The organism is Acinetobacter legionensis, from assembly GCF_048552295.1.
Classification (GTDB): Bacteria; Pseudomonadota; Gammaproteobacteria; order Pseudomonadales; family Moraxellaceae; genus Acinetobacter.
The window spans coordinates 68,178-85,234 of record NZ_JBIMCW010000001.1 but is presented as its reverse complement, the minus strand read 5'-3'; the positions used below and the strand labels follow the sequence as shown (position 1 = coordinate 85,234).

Here is a 17,057-nt window from a genome sequence, read left to right as displayed (position 1 = left end):
ACGCTTAAATTTTTTGAACAATGACTTAAGCTTCGATGGCTTGTACCGCAATTTTTTTCGCTGGATCAACTTTACGGCGTACCACTGGGACAGGTTCACCATAATATTGACGATCTGCAAAATAGCTAGAACGAACCATTGGTGCAGCCCAGATATTTCTGAAACCAAGCTTGTGACCATGTGCAGTATAACGTTCAAATTCTTCTGGTGTGACAAAACGGTCGATTGGTGCATGTTCTTTAGAAGGCTGCAAGTATTGACCGATTGTCACATAATCAACACCGTGTGCATGTAGATCATCTAACAGGGCAATCACTTCTTCTTCGGTTTCACCAATACCTACCATCAAACCACATTTTGTTGGCACGTCAGGGCAGTACTCTTTAAACATTTTTAACAAGTTTAAAGAATGTTGATAGTCTGAGCCTGGACGCATCGCTTTGTAGAGACGAGGTACTGTTTCAATGTTATGGTTAAATACATCTGGTGGACATTCAGTCATGATACGCAGTGCAATATCCATACGACCACGGAAATCTGGAACCAATATTTCTAATAGTGTTTTTGGACTGAGTTGACGTGCTTCTTGAATACAATCAACGAAATGTTGCGCACCACCATCTAAAAGATCATCACGGTCTACAGAGGTAATCACTGCATACTTTAAACCGAGATTGGCGATGGTTTCTGCCATATGACGAGGTTCATCTGGATCAAGTGCATTTGGACGACCATGTGCAACATCGCAGAACGGGCAGCGACGGGTACAAATATCACCCATGATCATAAAGGTTGCAGTACCACCACCGAAACATTCTGGAAGGTTAGGACAAGCCGCCTCTTCACACACAGTATGTAGTTTTTGTGCACGTAAAGTGGTTTTGATTCGTTGAACTTCATCAGGCGCAGCCATTTTGACACGAATCCAATCCGGCTTTCGTGGTGCTTCAACCGTCGGAATAACTTTTACAGGTATACGAGCAACTTTTTCCGCGCCACGTAATTTGACACCCTGTTCTGGTTTACGGTTCTCTGACATATTCAACTTTTCCACTGTTTTCTACGGGGGAGATTATGCTCATTATAGCGGAAATGCAAAAAGATAGGGCAAAAACACTATTCATATACTAAATGTCGTTATCACAGAATATATGCATGCGAAATACAGAAAATTGTTTTGGTTTAGGTCATAATATCGCATAAGACAAGATATAGACTGAATTTACTATAAGGAGCTTTGAATGCCACGTAAGAAAGAAGTCGTTAGTGGGAAATTTGTGAAATACGATGCGGTCGTACTTGGCTCTGGTCCTGCTGGTGAAGGCGCGGCAATGAAGCTTGCTAAATCGGGTAAGCGTGTTGCAATTGTAGATATTCGTGAGCAACTTGGTGGGAACTGTACCCATGTTGGCACCATCCCAAGTAAGGCTTTACGTCAGACAGTTTCAAGTATTATCCGTTACCAACGTGATCCAATGTTTAAAAAAGTAGGGGATTGGAAACAATTCACTATGAAGCAAGTTTTACGTAATGCGCATAAAGTGATTCAACAGCAAGTTGATACACATTCACGTTTTTATGACCGTAACCACATCGATGTATTTCACGGTCGCGCTTATATCCAAGATAAAAACACGGTGATTATTTTTAGCGAAGATGGTGTTAAAGAAACTTTAGTTTTCAAACAGCTTGTGGTTGCCACAGGTAGCCGTCCTTATCACCCACAAGGTTTAGACTTTAATCATCCGCGTGTATTTGATTCAGATAAAATTTTAGATTTAGATTATCCAATTCATAAAATTATTATTTATGGTGCGGGTGTAATTGGTTGTGAATATGCATCTATCTTTATTGGTTTAGACCATAAAGTTGACTTGATCAATACACAGCATCAGCTGCTCAGTTATCTTGATGATGAAATTGCTGATGCATTGTCTTATCACTTACGTGAACAAGGCGTGTTGATGCGTCACAATGAGCAAATTGATCATTTAGAAACATTTGATGATCATGTAGTATTGTATTTGCAAAGCGGTAAAAAAATTAAAGCTGATGCCATTCTTTGGTGTAATGGTCGCTCAGGAAATACAGATGGTTTAGGTCTTGAAAATGTAGGTATTACACCAAATAGCCGTGGTCAACTTGCGGTAAATGACCAATATCAAACCGAAGTTGAAAATATCTATGCGGCAGGCGATGTTGTAGGTTGGCCATCACTTGCTTCTGCAGCATATGACCAAGGTCGTTGCGCTGGTTCAAATATGAGTGGCGAAGAAAATGTTAAACCAGTGAAAGATATTCCAACGGGGATTTACACTATTCCTGAAATTTCATTCTTTGGTAAAACTGAAAGCCAGTTAACTGCTGAAAAAATTCCATATGAGGTTGGACAAGCATCATTCCGTCATTTGGCACGTGCGCAAATTACCGGGGATACAGTCGGCGAGCTTAAACTGTTATTCCATCGTGACACCTTAGAATTATTAGGTGTGCATTGTTTCGGCAATAATGCGGCCGAAATTATCCATATTGGACAAGCGGTGATGCAAAGTGGAAACAATACCATTAAGTATTTTGTTGAAACGACATTTAACTATCCAACAATGGCAGAAGCCTATCGTGTTGCAACATTGAATGGTATGAATCGTTTGTTCTAAACAAATATTCAGAATTAAAAACCCGTAAGTCATCTTGCGGGTTTTTTTATGCCATATTTAAAAGATTTGATGTGTGAACTGCATAGTCTTAAATGGTTCAAAGGTTTATCATAGCGGCAGTTAAACTTGTGGATGACGCTATGAAAATTGTTGCAGATGAAAATCTAGCATTTACTGAATATTTCTTTTCAGAATTCGGAACCATTCATCAAGCAGCAGGACGCAATTTGACTCATCATGATGTGAATGATGCAGATGCGTTATTGGTACGCTCTATAACAAAAGTCAATGAACAGTTGATCCAAGATACAGCACTAAAATTTGTCGGTAGTGCAACCATAGGTACAGATCATCTAGATATTCCAGCATTAGAAAAGCATCAAATTGCATGGTCAAATGCAGCAGGTTGCAATGCACAAGCCGTTGCAGAATATGTGATTACAGCTTTATTGCATCTCAATCAGGATTTTCTAGATTTAGGGAAAAAGTTTACTTTAGGCATTATTGGTCTAGGCAATGTGGGAACACGATTAGCATATATGGCTCAGTTGTTGGGCTGGAATGTAATTGGCTATGATCCCTTGGTACAACGAGAAAATGTTCAGCAAGTTGAATTTGACGCTTTATTAAAGAAAGCCGATGCGATCAGCATACATGTGCCTTTAACCCAAACAGGGCCGTTTGCAACACATCATTTAATCAATGCTAATGCATTGGCGCTAATGCAGCCAGAAACCATTTTAATTAATTCAGCGCGTGGTGCTGTTGTTGAAGAAGCAGCATTAATGGCAGATATCTTAAAAACACGTCGTAAAGTGGTGTTGGATGTTTTTGAACATGAGCCTGAGATTTCACAACGTCTACTGGATTTAATTACAATCGTGACGCCACATATTGCGGGTTACAGTCTGGAAGGTAAAGCACGTGGTACTCAGATGATTTATGACGCATTTTGTAAAACATTTGCCTATACCGCACATAAGAAATTTGAATCACAATTACCAGCATGCGAACAATATTTTTATGGCAATAACATTAAACAAACGTTAAAAAAATACTTAGCTGAAATTTACAATATTCAGCGAGATGATGAAAATTTAAGAGATTGCTTAAAGGACGGCAAGGTGGATCAAAAAGCCTTTGATTACCTTCGTAAAACTTATCCTTTGCGCCGTGAATGGGCTGCTCATGGAGGGCCAAAAGCATGAGCATAGATTTTAAACCAACATGTGATATTCAGGCGCTTAAAGCACGAGCAAAACTCTATAGACAAATTCGCCAATTTTTTATTGAGCGTGATGTTTTAGAGGTTGAAACTCCGATCTTGTCTCAAGCGGGTGTAACTGATGTCCATCTGGCTTCTGTACAGGCTCAGCGTCATGTACATGGCAAAAAACAAACGCATTATTTACAAACTTCACCAGAGTTTGCCATGAAGCGTTTATTGGCGAGTAGCAGTGGTGCGATTTATCAAATTTGTAAAGTTTTTCGAGATGATGAACATGGGCGTAAGCACAATAGTGAATTTACCATGTTGGAATGGTATCGTCCGCAATTCAGCTTGAAAGATTTGATGCTAGAAGTCACTGATTTATTAAATGTGGTTTTGGCTGAACGTTTTGGTGAAGTTCGACCAACCGTACTCAGTTATAAACATGCATTTATCGATCGTTTGGACTTGAATCCACTGCAAGCAACATTGCAACAATTAAAAGATGCAGCACAGCGTGTGGGGCTCAATCTTGATTTGGGTGATGATCGTTTAGCCTATATTGATTTGTTATTTTCTCATATGGTTGAGCCAAGTTTAGGTTTTGATACGCCGGTATTTTTAACTGATTTCCCCCCAGAATTGGCCTCGTTGGCAAAGACCAAACTGGATGAGGACGGTGAGTTAGTTGCTGCACGTTTTGAGCTCTATATTGAAGGGTTAGAACTTGCCAATGCCTATGATGAGTTAATTGATGCTGAGGTTTTGCGTAGTCGTTTTCAAGCAGATAATGCAGAGCGTGAAAAGCTGGGCTTATATGTGATGCCAATCGATGAGTATTTGCTCGCTGCTTTACCGAATATGTCGGAATGTGCGGGTATTGCTTTGGGAGTTGATCGTTTGTTAATGGTGGTGATGAACCAAATCAAGTTGGAAAGGGTGATTACATTTCCTGCGGATGTGTCTTGATATAAAGTTGTTTTGGACTATAGGCTGCTGGTATTTATGAATGCTATGGTTAACGAATGCTTGGATATTATTTAATAGAAAAAACTATGTATAAAACGCCTCTCATTGCTGAGAGGCATTTTTTTAAACCGTATGATGATGATGACCTAACTCATGCTTTAAATGAGCAATCGCTTCAATACGTTTTTGAATTAACATTTCACCAATATCAGGACCTTGAATATCCGAGGGCAAATCCGATGCTTTAATCGTCCGTACGGTTTTCATTGCATCTAATAGGTAATGTGCTTGGGGGTATTCGCGATTTTCTAAGCCTAAACGGCCTTTAGCATCACATTCACAAGCTTGTGCAAAAGCTTCAACGCGTTCAGGGCGACGCAACACATCTAAACGCTGTAACAAACGCCATAAAGTGCCTGCTTTTAAGCTAAAAGCCTGATGGCATTTTAAGTGTTCTTTACATACTGCTAGAGCAAGCTGTTTCGTTTGAGTAGGCACTCTTAAACGATCACATACATCTGTGACAGGCTGAATCCCGCGTTCTTCATGCATGATATGACGAGGTAATTCATCTTTTGGGGTTAAAGCTTTACCTAAATCATGTACTAGTACAGCAAAACGCACATCTAAAGAGTAATTGGCTTTACATGCTTGCTGTAAAGACATCAGTGTATGAATACCACAATCAATCTCAGGATGATATTCAGGTCGTTGTGGAACGCCAAACAGGGCATCTATTTCAGGAAAGAGCACTTTTAATGCACCACATTCACGTAAGACTTCAAAGTAAACATCTGCATGCTGTTCCATTAAAGCACGAGAGGTTTCTTTCCATACGCGTTCAGGTGTCAGTGCTTCTAATTCGCCAGATTCAACCAGTTTGCGCATCAATGTAAGGGTTTCATCGGCAATACGAAAACTATATTGTGCATAACGAGCAGCAAAACGAGCCACACGTAGTACACGTAAAGGATCTTCTGCAAAAGCGTCTGAAACGTGGCGTAAGATTTTATGTGCTAAATCATCTTGACCATGATAAGGGTCATACACTTGACCTGCCTCATCCATCGCCATAGCATTTATGGTTAAGTCACGACGAATTAAATCCTCTTCCAATGTGACATCTGGATCGGTATAAAACTCAAATCCATGATAACCATGTCCCGATTTACGTTCAGTACGGGCGAGGGCGTATTCTTCTTTTGTTTTAGGATGTAAAAACACAGGGAAATCTTTCCCAACGGGTTGATAACCTTGGGCAAGAAGTTGTTCTGGCGTAGCGCCAACAACAACATAATCCTTTTCGTGATAGGGGTGACCGAGTAAATGATCTCTAACGGCACCGCCTACTAAATAAACTTGCATGAAAAAACCTCTATTCTTACTGCCATCATGCAACAGAATAGAGGTTTTCTCAAGTACAGAACTTGAGTGATTGACTAAAGTTCTGAGCTATTGATGTTAAATTGACAATAAGGCTTAGCCTTCAGCTTGTTGAATCTCAGCAACGGTTAAAGCTGTCATATTAACCAAACGACGTGTTGTCGCCGTAGGTGTTAAAATATGAACAGGTTTAGCAGCACCAAGCAAGATAGGACCAATGGTCACATTGTTGCCTGAAGTTGATTTTAATAAGTTGAATGAAATATTTGCCGCATCAAGATTTGGCATAATCAACAAATTCGCTGAACCTTTGAAGCGTGAATTTGGAAATGCAAAATGACGAATATTTTCATCAAGTGCAGCATCTGCGTGCATTTCGCCATCTACTTCTAATTCAGGTGCGATTTCAGTCAAGATTTCAAATACTTTACGCATTTTTTGTGCACTTGGATCATTTTGATCTGAACCAAAGCTAGAGTGCGAAAGTAATGCAACTTTTGGCGTCATCCCGAAACGACGAACTTCTTCAGCAGCTAAAATAGTCATTTCAGCAAGCTGTTCAGCAGTAGGATTGGTATTTACATAAGTGTCTGCCATAAAGATATTACGATCTTCAAGCATTAATGCATTAAGCGTAAAGAAGTTGTTACGACCTTCTTTTAAACCAATCACATTTCTAACAAAGTCTAAATGAATATCATAACTTGCATAAGTACCACATAGCATACCATCGGCAAGACCGTGACGAACCAACATAGCTGCGATCAGGGTAGAACGACGACGTGTTTCACGTTGTGCATACTCAGGCGTTACACCTTTACGTTGCATCAAGTTGTAATAGTCATCTGCAAACTTATCGTAATCAGGATTCTTTTCTTGATCCACGATGGTAATATTTACGCCGTGCTCAAGACGCAAACCTAATTTTTTGATATTTGCTTCAATGACTGCAGTACGACCGACCAAAATAGGTTGTGCTAAACCTTCATCTACTGCGATTTGGATCGCACGTAATACACGAAGATCTTCACCTTCAGCATATGCAATACGTTTAGGCGCTGTTTTCGCTTGTGCAAAAATTGGTTTCATCATCAATGCTGAATTATAAACAAATTCAGATAGACGTTGACGATAAGCAGAGAAATCCGCAATTGGGCGACTTGCAACACCTGAATCCATTGCAGCTTGTGCAACAGCAGGGGCAATTTCAAGAATTAAGCGTTGATCAAGAGGACGCGGAATTAAGTAATCACGACCAAATGATGCAGATTTTTCCCCATATGATGCAGCATCAGCTTCAACATGTGCCATACGAGCAATCGCATGTACACAGGCAATTTTCATTTCTTCATTAATCGTCGTAGCACCAACATCTAAGGCGCCACGGAAGATATAAGGGAAGCAAAGTGCATTGTTTACTTGGTTCGGATAATCTGAACGACCAGTTGCCATAATCACGTCTGGGCGTACTTCATGTGCATGTTCAGGTAAAATCTCTGGATCTGGGTTTGCCAGCGCAAAGATGATTGGATCAACTGCCATCACTTTAACCATTTCTTTGGTTAAAATACCTGCCGCAGAAAGACCAAGGAACATATCTGCACCCGCAATGACATCTGCAAGTTGAGTTCCTTCAATATCTTGTACATAACGTTTTTTAGACTCATCCAAGCCTTCACGTTTAGTGGTCAATAAACCACGTGAGTCAGCAACCACGATATTTTCTTTTTTAGCGCCAATTGCACACAGCAAGTCTAAACAAGAAAGCGCTGCAGCACCTGCACCCGAAGCAACAATCTTGATTTCATCAATTTTTTTGCCATTTAATTGTAAAGCATTGAGAAGAGCTGAGCCTACAATAATTGAGGTACCGTGTTGGTCATCATGAAACACAGGGATCTTCATGCGTTCACGAAGTTTTTGCTCAATATAAAAACATTCTGGTGCTTTAATATCTTCGAGGTTAATACCACCAAAAGTAGGTTCTAAAGCTGCAACGATATCAACAATTTTATCTGGATCATTTTCAGCAATTTCAATATCAAAAACGTCTACACCAGCAAACTTTTTAAATAATACGCCTTTACCTTCCATTACAGGCTTAGATGCTAATGGACCAATATTACCTAGACCTAAAACGGCTGTACCATTACTGACCACTGCAACCAAGTTACCACGAGCAGTATAAAGGGCTGCTTTTGAAGGGTCTTTTTCAATTTCTAAACAAGGCGCTGCTACACCTGGCGAGTAAGCAAGCGCAAGGTCATGTTGATTGACGAGTTGCTTACTTGGTGTAACGCTAATTTTTCCTGGTGTTGGAAATTCGTGATAGTAAAGGGCTTGCTGTTTTAAAGATTGATCATCCATCTGAATCTCGATTATTACATGTTCCAGCGAGGCTGGTGGTTTGACTTAATTTAATCGAATATAACATTTGTTGAGCGATACCGACAGTCAAAAAATAGTTATTTCAAACAAAGTAATAGATATAAAGTCTAAAAAAATTAACAAATCTTTATAAGTTTATGCTGTTCCAAATATTTTGTGCTGTCTGCCGATGACAATGCTTTAGAAAAATAAAAGCCTTGTAAAATGTAACAACCATGTTTTTCTAAAAATAACGCTTGTTCTTTTGTTTCAACACCTTCAGCCACCAAGGTAATACCAATTGCATTGCCCATTGCAATAATCGCATTGACGATGGCTTCATCTTTTTCTTGTCCGATTTTTGAAATAAAAGCTCGATCTATTTTTAAAATATCAAAAGGGTAACTGGTTAGATATGCTAAAGATGAATAACCAGTCCCAAAATCATCCAAAGAAATAGAAATATGGCGATCTTTTAATTGTTGTAAGAGAAAATTGACTTCTTCAGATTTATCAAATAGAGATGATTCAGTGAGTTCCAATTCAAGCATATCCCCCGAAATGTTATATTTTTTGAGGGCGTAATCAATATCTTTAACCAACTGACCACGGTAGATTTGTTGAGCAACAATATTAATCGATACTCTAAAATGATCAAAACCGAGCGATTGCCATTGCTGTATTTGTTGACAAGTTTCATGTAATACAATTAAGCCAATATCTGAAATGAGGCTAGTTTCTTCAGCAAGTGGAATGAAAATATCTGGCAAGATATAACCCAAACTTGGATGTTGCCAGCGCACTAATGCTTCGAAACCATAAATACGGTGGGTTTTAACACAAATTTTAGGTTGATAATGTACGGTTAGTTCTTTGTGTTTAATCGCTTTTCTCAACTCATTTTCTAAATTAATACCTTGGTTGAGTAGAGGTGTTTTTTTATTAGAATAAAAATATACAGTATTTCCACCTAAACGCTTTGCTTCATGTAATGCTGATTCTGCGTGGCCAATGAGACTATCGAGTTGTAAACCATGCTCTGGATATAATGCAACGCCAATTGAGATCGTAATGGTTTGTTCTTGTTCTTTAACATCAAAAGGTTGTTTAAATGCATCTAAAATATGTTGGGTATGTTGATGAATATTAATGTTATTACTACTTAAATTATAGATCACAGCAAAATCATCATTATTTAAATAGGCAATGAGAGAGGCATTTGGGCAACATAATCTTAACCTGTGAGCGACTTGTTTTAATAACTCATCACCTTCTTTATGACTCATAAATTCATTAAATAATTTAAAACGGTCGATGTTGATGCGTAAAACCGCAAAGTTTTTAAATGAATCAGAATAGTGAATTAAATAATTATGCAGTTGTTGTTTAAAATAAAAGCGATTTGGCAAATCGGTGAGAATGTCATAATGTTCTAAATACGAGAGTCGTTGTTCTTGTTTTTTTCGATCAGTTAAGTCAGTAATAATGCCCACATAATTGGAAAATTTATTTTTTTCATCATAAATTGCGTTGATATGTACCCAAAGTGCGAGTTTTTTCCCAGAGGTAAAATCAATTTGCAATTCAGATTCAAATTCTCCCTTTTGAATTAAACTTTGGGTAATCACATTATACATTTGCTGAGTACGTGGGTTATTATTGATCGTAATATCAAATAGATGATTTCCAACGATATTGTGTTGTTTGTAATCTAAGAGTTTTTCAAAATAAGGGTTTACTTCTAAGTAGCATAAATTATTATCTAAAATGAAAACACCTTCAGCCACTTGGGCTAAAACATTTGCTGCGAGTTTTAACTTTTCTTGGTCAGTCTTTTCTTTTTGAATGTCACGTTGGATACCCACCATTCTGAGCGGTTTGTTATTGATATTCTTAGAAACCACTTTGCCAATGTCTTGAATCCAACACCAGTGATTATCTCGTTTAACTCGGTAGATTGCTTCAAAACGCTCAGTTTTACCTTTGAGATGGTGCTTGAGAGTTGTTTTATAATTAGCAATATCATCAGGATGAACATATTCATCTACACTATTGTGTTTTAGATTGAGTTGTTTAAATTCGGCACCGCTTTTTGAGTCAGAGATCTCAAAAGTTCGTTTTTCAATATTCCAGACCCAAGAGTGAATACCGGCAGTTTCATGTGCAAAAGCTAAATTGGCCTGATGATTCTCTAAACGGTCGTTCATCTGTTTAAAATCAAAAGTCCGTTCTTTAACTTTTTGTTCTAATAAATGATTATGTAATTGCAATTCACTTTTCATGACCTGTGTTTTTAAGATTTCATTTTTAAGTTGTATTTCAAGGTCTGTATATTTTCCAAGCTGTTCTTGCGATTGCTTAAATAAAAACTTATTTTTGAGTTCTAATATTTCTGCATTAATATAAATTTTATGTGAGGCATAAGTACTAAAGAATAGTAAAGAAAACCAAATAATGAAAATGGTACTATAGATTTCGTTGGTATTTTGAGGGAAAAGCAGGGGGATTGTCACTATTGGGATTACAGAGGGAACAAAAAAGGCAATAAAATAACTAAATTTTTGGTTTAGAAAATTCATTGCCAAAACATATGAAAAACTTAATAAAAAACTGGATAAAAGAAATGAAAAAAATGGGTCAACCCGATTTGGCATCATCATAAATTCTAAATTGATGATATAAACGCCAATCCCAAATAAACTTCCTAAAATTAAACACGAAAACTGAAAAAAAAGATCAATATTTTTAAATTTTTGAATTTTATTTTGCTGTAAGAGATAGGTGGAGAAAAAACATGCTGATAATACAAATAAGACAGTGACAATAAACCAACTGCTTAATAGCTCTGAAGACGTATCAAATAAGTAAATATAAAGTAAAGCGTCACAGATGCACGTAAAAAATACCCAAATAAAAAATATCCGGATATCTTTGGTTATCTTTCTGATGTTCGAAGAATTCACATCATATGAAAGAAGCTCTTCCTGAACATCATTCATTAGCGCTTGCACCTCTGCTATTTTTAGAATGTGTAGGTTTAACGGAGCAACTATTTAAAATTTGCTAATTAATAGTTTCTTTGGGATTAAAATACTGTGAAATCATCCAATTTGCAATTATTTTACATGACATACATCACTTTTTAAAGCTTTGATAATTCAAAATTGACAAAGCAACGACAGGGGCAGTTTCAGTTCTTAAAATACGTTCACCAATGCACCAATTTTTAAATCCAGATTGGTTTGCCTGATCAATTTCAGCTTCATTTAAACCGCCTTCAGGGCCGATCAAAAGGGCAATATTTGGACTAATTCCTTTGAGTACATCAGTCTGCTCTTTTTCAGGTGCAAGGACAAATCTAGTCTCGGGCAATTCAGTTTTTATCCACTCATTTAGGCTGATAGGCGCTAAAATCTCTGGAACAATATTCATACCACACTGTTCACAAGCTGCAATCGCTATACCTTGCCAATGATCTAACTTCTTTTGATCTCGATCATATTTTAAGCGCATTTCACAGCGTTCTGACGTCAGTAATTGAATTTGAAATACACCCAATTCAACAGCTTTTTGAATCGCATAATCCATACGATCTCCCTTACTCATTACTTGTCCGAGAAGCGCTGTAAAAGCAGGGGTACGATTGTTTGGATTAAACGAAGTGACTTTAACAGCGGCCGATTTTTTGGCGACCTCTGTTAAAGTCACTTCATATTCGCCACCTTGTCCATTGAACAAGGTGGCTATTTCACCGACTTGTGCACGCAATACTTTGACCCAATGATGAAATACTGTTTCAGTGAGTTCAACCGTAGTTTCGACAGCTAAATCAGTTTCAATATAAAAGCGGGGCATGCAGTTTTACTCACAAGTGGATGATGCAATTTTGATTTAAGCTAAACCGAGATCAAGTACCAATTGGCGGTTTGGCTCAGTATGATTCATGCTATAGAAATGCAAACTTGGTGCACCTCCGGCAATAAGGCGTTCACACAGTTTGATCACAACTTCATGGCCAAAGGCTTTGATACTTTCAGAATCATCACCATAGGTCGCCAGTTGCTTACGAATCCAGCGTGGAATTTCTGCACCTGTACCATCTGCAAAGCGGATTAAATTGTTTGCATTGGTAATTGGCATAATGCCAGGCGCAACAGGAATATCGATTCCTTGCTTTTGGATACGCTCTACAAAATAGAAATAGGCATCTGGATTAAAGAAAAATTGAGTGATGGCTGCATTTGCACCTGCTTTGACTTTTTCAGCAAAGTGCTTAATGTCTGCATCAAAGTTGTCAGCTTGTGGGTGCATTTCAGGATATGCTGCAACTTCAATTTTAAAATGATCACCTGAGTGTTCACGAATAAAACGGACCAAATCAGTCGCATAAGGAAGCTCACCTAGGCCGACTTGACCAGAAGGTAAGTCACCTCGAAGCGCAACAATACGGTCAATTCCTTGAGCTTTATAGATATCGAGTAATTCAGCAATACGTACTTTATCATCACCAATACATGAAAGGTGAGGGGCAACAGGTGTGCCTTTACCATTAAAGTCAGCAATTGCGGCTAGTGTACGCTCACGAGTAGAACCACCAGCCCCATAAGTAATCGAGAAAAACTCTGGATTTAAAAGCTGTAATTCTTGATGAACAAGCTTAAGTTTTTCCGCCCCTGCATCAGTTTTGGTCGGGAAAAACTCAAACGAAATTGGAACACGTTTGGTCATGGTTAAATCCTTTTTTATTCATACTTTTTTAATTTGTTTTAGCCTCTCCTAAGTCCTTTCTTAAAAAGAGAGGACTTAGCTTTTAATTCATTAATCAGTAAATGAATATTGCTTCTCCCTTAGGGAGAAAGCTAGGGAGAGGGGATTAAAACTTAGTACTTATAAGCCTCAGATTTAAATGGACCTTCAACTGCAACGCCCAAGTAATCTGCTTGAACTTGAGTCAATTGCGTCAATACACCACCAAAACCAGCAACCATTGCTGCAGCAACTTCTTCATCTAACTTCTTAGGAATCAGTTCAACACGGATCTGTGCTGCTTTTTGATCTTCTGGAAGATCAGCAAATTTTTCTGCGAATAAGTGCATTTGACCTAATACTTGGTTTGCAAAAGAACCATCCATCACTCGCGAAGGGTGACCAGTTGCATTACCAAGGTTAACTAAACGACCTTCTGAAAGAAGAATCAGATAATCATTTTCATTTTCTGTACGATACACTTGGTGTACTTGAGGCTTAACTTCAACCCACTTATAACCACGTAAATAGTTTGTATCGATTTCAGTATCAAAGTGTCCGATATTACATACAACTGAACCAGCTTTTAATGTATCTAACATTGCAGAATCACATACGTGATAGTTACCCGTAGTCGTCACGATCAAGTCAGTATTTTGAAGAAGGTCTAGATTAATATCTTCTTTTTTACCTGTTTGTACACCATTTTTATATGGAGAAACAACTTCATAACCGTCCATACATGCTTGCATTGCACAGATTGGATCAATTTCAGTTACACGGACAATCATACCTTCTTGGCGAAGTGATTGAGCAGAACCTTTACCGACATCACCATAACCAATCACAAGCGCACGGCGACCAGATAACAACATATCTGTACCACGTTTGATTGCGTCATTTAATGAATGACGGCAACCATATTTATTGTCATTTTTAGATTTCGTGATCGAATCATTCACGTTAATTGCAGGAACTTTTAAAGTACCATCACGGAACATTTCGTTTAAGCGTTGAACACCTGTTGTGGTTTCTTCTGTAATACCGTGGATTTTAGCAATAAGTTCAGGGTATTTTTCATGAACAACAGCAGTTAAATCACCACCATCATCAAGAATCATGTTGGCATCCCAAGGCGTGCCATTAACATTAATTTGTTGTTCAAGACACCACATGTATTCTTCTTCAGTTTCACCTTTCCAGGCGAATACTGGAACACCAGATGCTGCAATTGCTGCTGCTGCATGGTCTTGAGTTGAGAAGATGTTACATGAAGTCCAACGTACTTCCGCGCCTAATTCAACCAGTGTTTCAATTAAAACAGCAGTTTGAATGGTCATATGAATACAACCAAGAATTTTTGCACCAGCAAGTGGTTTTGCTGCTGAATAGCGTTTACGTAAGCCCATCAATGCTGGCATTTCTGCTTCAGCTAGTTTGATTTCTTTACGACCGTAGTCAGCTAGGGAAATATCTGCAACTTTATAATCTGTAAATGAAGCATTAACCGCGTTCATCACGATCTCCTTTATATTAAAAAAATATTGATCATTCAGTTCGCGGATGCCGTTGTTGACCAGCACGAAAGTCTGACCGAATCGTCGAGCCTAGCGATTTCACATTTATGTGCCTGTGAAAAAGTCGCAGCATCCCTCGACTGGCGACTATTGTACCTAGATTTTAATAGAGTTCAAATGTAGTTGGTTAATATTCAACTAAAAGATAGAATTGTTTTTAAATAGAGAATCTATGCAAAAATAAGATCCGTATTTATTGATCTATAAACAAAAATAAAATCAAGATGATGCTTTTTAATGGTTGCTAAGTCACTGAGGCATGTATCTGGGATTGCAGTATTTTTAACGATCAAAAGTACTTTGCTTTTTCTGTGAGGTGGTTTCGGTTTTGAAAAGTAAATATTGGGACAGTGAGTTTATGGATATTTTAAAAGTAATTGATCAGCATAGTTTTGCATTGAGGCAAGCCATTGAGCAGGCTTCTCTTGAACAGCGGAAAAGTTTAGTGAAAGCTATTTTTGCTTTTTATGAAAAATTACCAAACTTTCAATCTTCTATTGAACAAAATTATCAAATAAAAATTGATAAAAAACAATTGTTTCATGATATTGATCAAGAAAATTTAATTGATTATCAAAAGAGAATTCGACAATCAAATGATTCTGTAGATGAATATGCCGATGATTATGAGGAATTAGAGGCCATTGAAGTGATTTCTTTGGATGCGTTTTTCTTGATGGTATCAAATCAAAACAAAAGCCAGTATTTAGTGGCTTTGTTTAATGCTATGATTGAAGTACTGGATTATTATGAGAATTTTTCAGAAAACTCAATCTATTGGAATGAAGTTTTAGAAAAAGAAATTCTTTTGCAAGAACAAATTATCAAACAGATTGCTACAAATATTATTTTTGATGAATCCATTTATTGTGTGCATTATCAAACAATAGAATTTCCTGATTTAGATTAACTGATTTGGATGAAATAGAATGAAAAAAATCGTATTGATCACATCGATTCTGACAGCGACATCTGCTTTTGCTAATGACTCTACGGGCTATGTGGGAACAGGGGGAATTGAGTACCTTAAAAATAAAAATATTGCAATGCAACGTGAAGACTTATTCATTAGTAAAAAATTAATTAAGGTTGATTATCAATTTAAAAACCTCAGTAATCAAGATATTACTGAAACTGTTTTATTCCCTTTACCACGCGTTGATAATACTTTTGAATCCGATTTTGCCCATACTGAGGAATTATTAAAAAGTTTTAAAATTCAGGTTAATGGAAAAGCGGTTCAACCGACAATGCATGTGCAGACATTTATACAAAGAGATGAAAAGTCTAAAGCAATTGATGTCACTGAGTTATTTAAGCAATGTGGCTTTTCACAAACTGAAATGTTAAATCCTTGGAATCGCAAAACTGATGAATATGGGATATTTGAAAAGAAACTAAAAGGCTGTTCAAACCCTAAAGTAAAAAGTATTTTGCCTAAAAATCCAGACGAAGTCATCAACTGGTCTTCACAAGTGGTTTATAGCTGGAAGCAAACTTTTAAAGCCAATTCAATTACACAGGTCAAACATCAATATAAACCTTTAGTGGGTGGTTCGGTTGCACTATATCCAGATGAATATAATCAACAATTTTGTATGGACAGTAATTTTAAGAAAGGCTTGAAAAAAGCACAGTCGGAACATTCGCCTTTTAATGCACTGAGTTATATTTTGACTACTGGGGCAAATTGGGCAAAACCGATCGAAAATTTTAAATTGATCATTGAACGTGATCCGGGAGAGTTGGTATCGTTTTGCTGGAAAGGTAAAGTCAATAAAATTAGTCCGACACAGTTCCAAATGGTTGAGAAAAACTTTGTACCTAAACAAGATTTAGATGTAATTTTTGTGCATTTAGGTAATTAAATTAGTGAATCAAATTTAAGCTCATTCTATAGTCAACATGTCAAAAAACTTAGACACAAGAATATAGGTTCTTTTAATAAATATTTTTAATTAAATCAATTGTATGGAAAAATAAATTATTTGATTATAAAAAAGTTTGCAATGCCACACCTTACATAAAGTTTAAATAGCTTTGCGTAGGCGATGCCTCACTTTTCAGAGATCAAAAGATGACAAAAATCTTTTGTTTAACAGGGCTCTTGCGCTGCAAACAAAGCAGTGCTTTATTTTTGCTCATATA

12 protein-coding genes are annotated in these 17,057 nt (G+C 37.4%); 5 read left to right on the top strand and 7 right to left on the bottom strand.

The window, feature by feature from the left end; all coding sequences use genetic code 11:
• Positions 1-25 precede the first annotated feature (25 nt).
• Positions 26-1,039 (bottom strand): lipoyl synthase, encoded by a 1,014-nt coding sequence (gene lipA / locus ACG916_RS00335; RefSeq protein ID WP_004717052.1) that lies wholly within the window; start codon positions 1,037-1,039, stop codon positions 26-28.
• 202 nt (positions 1,040-1,241) lie between these two features.
• Between lipA and sthA the strand changes: the two genes are divergently transcribed.
• The 3 genes from sthA to epmA all read left to right on the top strand — a co-directional run bounded on the left by sthA (position 1,242) and on the right by epmA (position 4,836).
• Positions 1,242-2,657, top strand: coding sequence for a Si-specific NAD(P)(+) transhydrogenase (sthA, locus tag ACG916_RS00330; protein WP_004717049.1), 1,416 nt, complete (start codon positions 1,242-1,244; stop codon positions 2,655-2,657).
• A 140-nt stretch (positions 2,658-2,797) separates the two neighbouring features.
• The gene (locus ACG916_RS00325) at positions 2,798-3,865 is read left to right on the top strand and encodes a 4-phosphoerythronate dehydrogenase (protein ID WP_336951712.1); all 1,068 of its coding nucleotides are present in this window, start codon (positions 2,798-2,800) and stop codon (positions 3,863-3,865) included.
• Positions 3,862-4,836: an EF-P lysine aminoacylase EpmA gene (epmA, locus tag ACG916_RS00320; RefSeq protein WP_419327184.1), complete on the top strand. Its 975-nt coding sequence runs from the start codon at positions 3,862-3,864 to the stop codon at positions 4,834-4,836. The genes ACG916_RS00325 and epmA overlap by 4 nt, the downstream gene beginning before the upstream one ends.
• A 123-nt stretch (positions 4,837-4,959) precedes the next feature.
• On the opposite strand, the gene ACG916_RS00315 is transcribed toward epmA, so the two are convergent.
• From ACG916_RS00315 to ahcY, 6 genes are all read right to left on the bottom strand, one after another.
• Complete coding sequence (locus ACG916_RS00315) at positions 4,960-6,201, bottom strand: multifunctional CCA addition/repair protein (RefSeq protein WP_419330099.1); 1,242 nt, start codon at positions 6,199-6,201, stop codon at positions 4,960-4,962.
• 114 nt (positions 6,202-6,315) lie between these two features.
• Entirely contained in the window at positions 6,316-8,586 is a 2,271-nt protein-coding gene (locus tag ACG916_RS00310) for an NADP-dependent malic enzyme (protein ID WP_336951706.1), read from the bottom strand.
• 137 nt (positions 8,587-8,723) lie between these two features.
• Positions 8,724-11,585, bottom strand: coding sequence for a sensor domain-containing protein (locus ACG916_RS00305; protein ID WP_419327186.1), 2,862 nt, complete (start codon positions 11,583-11,585; stop codon positions 8,724-8,726).
• 136 nt (positions 11,586-11,721) lie between these two features.
• Positions 11,722-12,441, bottom strand: a complete 720-nt coding sequence (locus ACG916_RS00300; RefSeq protein ID WP_419327187.1) for a 16S rRNA (uracil(1498)-N(3))-methyltransferase — start codon at positions 12,439-12,441, stop codon at positions 11,722-11,724.
• A gap of 36 nt (positions 12,442-12,477) precedes the next feature.
• Positions 12,478-13,314: a methylenetetrahydrofolate reductase [NAD(P)H] gene (gene metF / locus ACG916_RS00295; RefSeq protein ID WP_419327188.1), complete on the bottom strand. Its 837-nt coding sequence runs from the start codon at positions 13,312-13,314 to the stop codon at positions 12,478-12,480.
• A 152-nt stretch (positions 13,315-13,466) separates the two neighbouring features.
• Positions 13,467-14,849, bottom strand: a complete 1,383-nt coding sequence (gene ahcY / locus ACG916_RS00290) for an adenosylhomocysteinase (RefSeq protein WP_004717024.1) — start codon at positions 14,847-14,849, stop codon at positions 13,467-13,469.
• Between the two features lie 418 nt (positions 14,850-15,267).
• Between ahcY and ACG916_RS00285 the strand changes: the two genes are divergently transcribed.
• Together ACG916_RS00285 and ACG916_RS00280 are read left to right on the top strand one after the other, a co-directional pair.
• On the top strand, positions 15,268-15,819 hold the full coding sequence (locus ACG916_RS00285) for a hypothetical protein (protein ID WP_419327189.1): 552 nt from the start codon (positions 15,268-15,270) through the stop codon (positions 15,817-15,819).
• 19 nt (positions 15,820-15,838) lie between these two features.
• Positions 15,839-16,777 (top strand): DUF4424 family protein, encoded by a 939-nt coding sequence (locus ACG916_RS00280; protein WP_336951697.1) that lies wholly within the window; start codon positions 15,839-15,841, stop codon positions 16,775-16,777.
• Positions 16,778-17,057 lie beyond the last annotated feature (280 nt).

Bases quoted from the DNA above. Each gene is read 5' to 3' on its own strand.
- ACG916_RS00300 (WP_419327187.1), bottom strand. From the start codon at position 12,441: ATGCCCCGCTTTTATATTGAAACTGATTTAGCTGTCGAAACTACGGTT.
- ACG916_RS00325 (WP_336951712.1), top strand. From the start codon at position 2,798: ATGAAAATTGTTGCAGATGAAAATCTAGCATTTACTGAATATTTCTTT.
- ahcY (WP_004717024.1), bottom strand. From the start codon at position 14,849: ATGAACGCGGTTAATGCTTCATTTACAGATTATAAAGTTGCAGATATT.
- ACG916_RS00285 (WP_419327189.1), top strand. From the start codon at position 15,268: ATGGATATTTTAAAAGTAATTGATCAGCATAGTTTTGCATTGAGGCAA.
- epmA (WP_419327184.1), top strand. From the start codon at position 3,862: ATGAGCATAGATTTTAAACCAACATGTGATATTCAGGCGCTTAAAGCA.
- lipA (WP_004717052.1), bottom strand. From the start codon at position 1,039: ATGTCAGAGAACCGTAAACCAGAACAGGGTGTCAAATTACGTGGCGCG.
- ACG916_RS00280 (WP_336951697.1), top strand. From the start codon at position 15,839: ATGAAAAAAATCGTATTGATCACATCGATTCTGACAGCGACATCTGCT.
- metF (WP_419327188.1), bottom strand. From the start codon at position 13,314: ATGACCAAACGTGTTCCAATTTCGTTTGAGTTTTTCCCGACCAAAACT.
- ACG916_RS00305 (WP_419327186.1), bottom strand. From the start codon at position 11,585: ATGAATGATGTTCAGGAAGAGCTTCTTTCATATGATGTGAATTCTTCG.
- ACG916_RS00310 (WP_336951706.1), bottom strand. From the start codon at position 8,586: ATGGATGATCAATCTTTAAAACAGCAAGCCCTTTACTATCACGAATTT.
- sthA (WP_004717049.1), top strand. From the start codon at position 1,242: ATGCCACGTAAGAAAGAAGTCGTTAGTGGGAAATTTGTGAAATACGAT.
- ACG916_RS00315 (WP_419330099.1), bottom strand. From the start codon at position 6,201: ATGCAAGTTTATTTAGTAGGCGGTGCCGTTAGAGATCATTTACTCGGT.